Genomic DNA, 2,890 nt, shown 5'->3' with positions numbered 1-2,890 from the left:
TGTCGTCGTCACCCGGTCCCGATCCGCGCTGCCCAGCACCGCCCCGCGCGGCGCGGTCAGCCCAGACCAGCGCCAGCACCACCGCGGGCACGGCCCAGACCCAGTGGTGACCCCACGACACCGGCGAGCAGAACAGCGCCACTGTCCCCACCACCACGGCCGCTGCGACCTCGTGCCCGGCCCGCAGCAGGCGCCACGCGGCCCACGCGATCACGAGCCCGATCACGCACGACACCACGAACCACGCCACCGACGCGGCGGTGCCCTCGAGCCCGAACCGGTGCACGACGCCGTTGACCGACTGGTTGGACGCGAACGCCAGCCCGCCAATGCGGCCCGGGTCGCGGATCGCGAACGTCCAGTAGCGGATCGAGTCGTCGGGGGTCAGCAGGTGCCCGATGCCGGTGAACGCGAGCGCCGAGACCACCGCCGTCGCCAGTCCGCGCCAGTCGCGCCGGAGCACGAAGTACAGGAGGAACACGGCCGGCGTGAGCTTGATGGCCATCGCCAGCCCGGTCAGCGTGCCGCCCCACCACCGTCCGCGCCCGCGGATCACGTCGACCAGGACCAACGCCATGAGAAAGACGTTGACCTGTCCGAATCCAATCGTTTCGCGCACCGGACCGAACCACATCCCCACCGCCATGGCAGCCGCGGTGATCCACCACAGCTGCGCGGTCGGCCGGTCGCACGTGCGCGTGAGCACCAGCTGCACGACGAGCGCCAGGACGATGATCGTCGCGAGGGTGATCAGCATCGACGCGACCGGGAGCGGCACGAACGTCAGCAGCGAGAAGAGCTGCGCCGACAGCGGGGGATAGGTGAACGGCAGGTGCGCGCCCTCGGCCAGCTGCGGCAGTTCGCCGTAGAGCTCACCGCCGTCGCGGAACACCTGCCCGCCGACGCGGTACACGTCGAGGTCGATGCGGTACGGCGGGATCGACTGCAACCCCGGGACGCCAACGGTGTGCACGAGGGTGCCCACCGTGGCGAGGACGACGACGACGAGCCTGCCCACCACCGATCCGAGATAGCGGTCGACAGCACTTCCGATCATGCTTGTTTGTCTTTCTTGCCAGCTTCCGTGCCGGGAGCGGAGTCGGTCTGATTGCCGCCGGCCTGGTCGCCACCGGTCTGCTGGCCACCAGTCTGCTCGGCCCACCAGCGGAGGAGCTCTGCCTCGGCCTCGTCCCTGTCGAGCGGGCCACGATCCAGCCGCAGTTCCTTGAGGTAGGCCCACGCGCGTCCAACGTCAGGGCCGGGCTTGAGGTCGAGGAGCTTCATGATCTCGTTGCCGTCGAGATCCGGACGGACCTTTGCGAGGTCCTCCTTCTCCGCGATCTCGGCGATCCTGTTCTCGAGCGAGTCGTACGTGGCCTGCAGCTTGGCCGCCCGTCGCTTGTTGCGGGTCGTGCAGTCCGCACGCACGAGGCGATGCAGGCGGGGGAGCAGTTCCCCGGCGTCGGAGACGTAGCGCCGGACGGCGGAGTCAGTCCACTGGCCCTCGCCGTAGCCGTGGAAGCGCAGGTGCAGGAACACCAGGCCGGAGACGTCCTCGACCATCTGGCGTGAGTACTTGAGCGCGCGCATGCGCTTGCGGACCATCTTGGCGCCCACGACCTCGTGGTGATGGAACGTCACACCTCCGCCGGGCTTGGCCGCGCGCGTCGCGGGCTTGCCGATGTCGTGGAGCAGGGCTGCCCAGCGCAGCACCAGGTCAGGACCTTCGGGTTCGAGGTCGATCGCCTGCTTGAGGACGGTCAGCGAGTGCCAGTAGACGTCCTTGTGCTGCATGTGCTCGTCGCGTTCGAGTTTCATACCCGGGACCTCGGGGAGCACGTGATCCGCCAGTCCGGTCTCGCACAGCATGTTGATTCCGTCGACCGGGTACTCGCCGAGGATCATCTTGTCGAGTTCTGCACGCACCCGCTCGACCGTGATCCTGTCGATTTCGGCAGTCAGTTCGGTCAGGGCACGGAAGACCCGCGGCGCGACCGTGAATCCCAGTTGGGAGACGAATCGGCAGGCGCGCAACATACGAAGTGGGTCGTCGGAAAACGACTGCTCTGGCTCGGCCGGCGTATCGAGCACCCCCGCGAGCAGTGCGTCCATACCGTTCAGGGGATCCACGAAGTCGTGACGACCATCGGCGTGCAGGCGGACCGCCATGGCATTGACCGTGAAGTCACGACGCACCAGGTCACCTTCGAGTGTGTCGCCGAAGACCACCTCGGGATTGCGGGTCACCCCGTCGTACGTGTCCGCGCGATAGGTGGTGATCTCGATCTGCTGCTCGATGCCGGCGTCGTCGCGCTTCACCGCGGAGAGGGTGCCGAACTCGATGCCCGTGTCCCACACCGCGTCCGCGTAGTCGTCGAGGATCGCGCGGACCACGTCCGGTCGGGCGTCGGTGGTGAAGTCCAGGTCCGTTCCCAGCCGCCCGAGCACGGCGTCGCGAACACTGCCTCCGACCAGGTACAACTCATGCCCAGCGTCGCCGAACGCGGCGGCGAGCGGCGCCAGCACGTCGGCCAGCTGATTGATCGTGCTCTGCGCTCCGGCGAGCAGCCGCACACGCCGCGCCGCGATCTCCGCCGCGTCGCCGGAGTCCGGCTTCATGCCCGGTCCGTCCTGAACACCCGAGAACACCGCGGCGTCATGTCGATCAGAAACGGCGCGGCTACTCGGGGAGGAATCTCGGGCTGACACAGCGCAGACTTTACCGAGTCGACCTCTGCGCACCTTCTCGGCGCTGTTCACTGCACGCCCGGCCCGCGGCTGCTCCCGCCAGTCCTCCGTCTTCTCGCGACCACCTGGACCTGACTGCACCGTTGTGTGTGTCAGAAGGGTGGTGGGTTGAGGTGGTTCTGGAGGGCGGTGTGGACGGCGA

At 68.1% G+C, this 2,890-nt stretch carries 2 protein-coding genes; both read right to left on the bottom strand.

The annotated features are described in order from the left end of the window. A partial coding sequence (locus GX543_RS00395) for a glycosyltransferase 87 family protein (protein WP_290849047.1) occupies positions 1 to 1,057 on the bottom strand: 1,057 nt, incomplete at its 3' end. Then, positions 1,054 to 2,619: a CCA tRNA nucleotidyltransferase gene (locus GX543_RS00390; RefSeq protein ID WP_290849046.1), complete on the bottom strand. Its 1,566-nt coding sequence runs from the start codon at positions 2,617 to 2,619 to the stop codon at positions 1,054 to 1,056. The genes GX543_RS00390 and GX543_RS00395, both read right to left, overlap by 4 nt. Between the last annotated feature and the right edge of the window lie 271 nt (positions 2,620 to 2,890).

This window comes from Gordonia sp. (in: high G+C Gram-positive bacteria) (assembly GCF_012515855.1).
Lineage (GTDB): Bacteria > Actinomycetota > Actinomycetes > Mycobacteriales > Mycobacteriaceae > Gordonia.
Note: the sequence above shows the minus strand (reverse complement) of the source record. Positions and strands in the feature narration are given on the sequence as shown.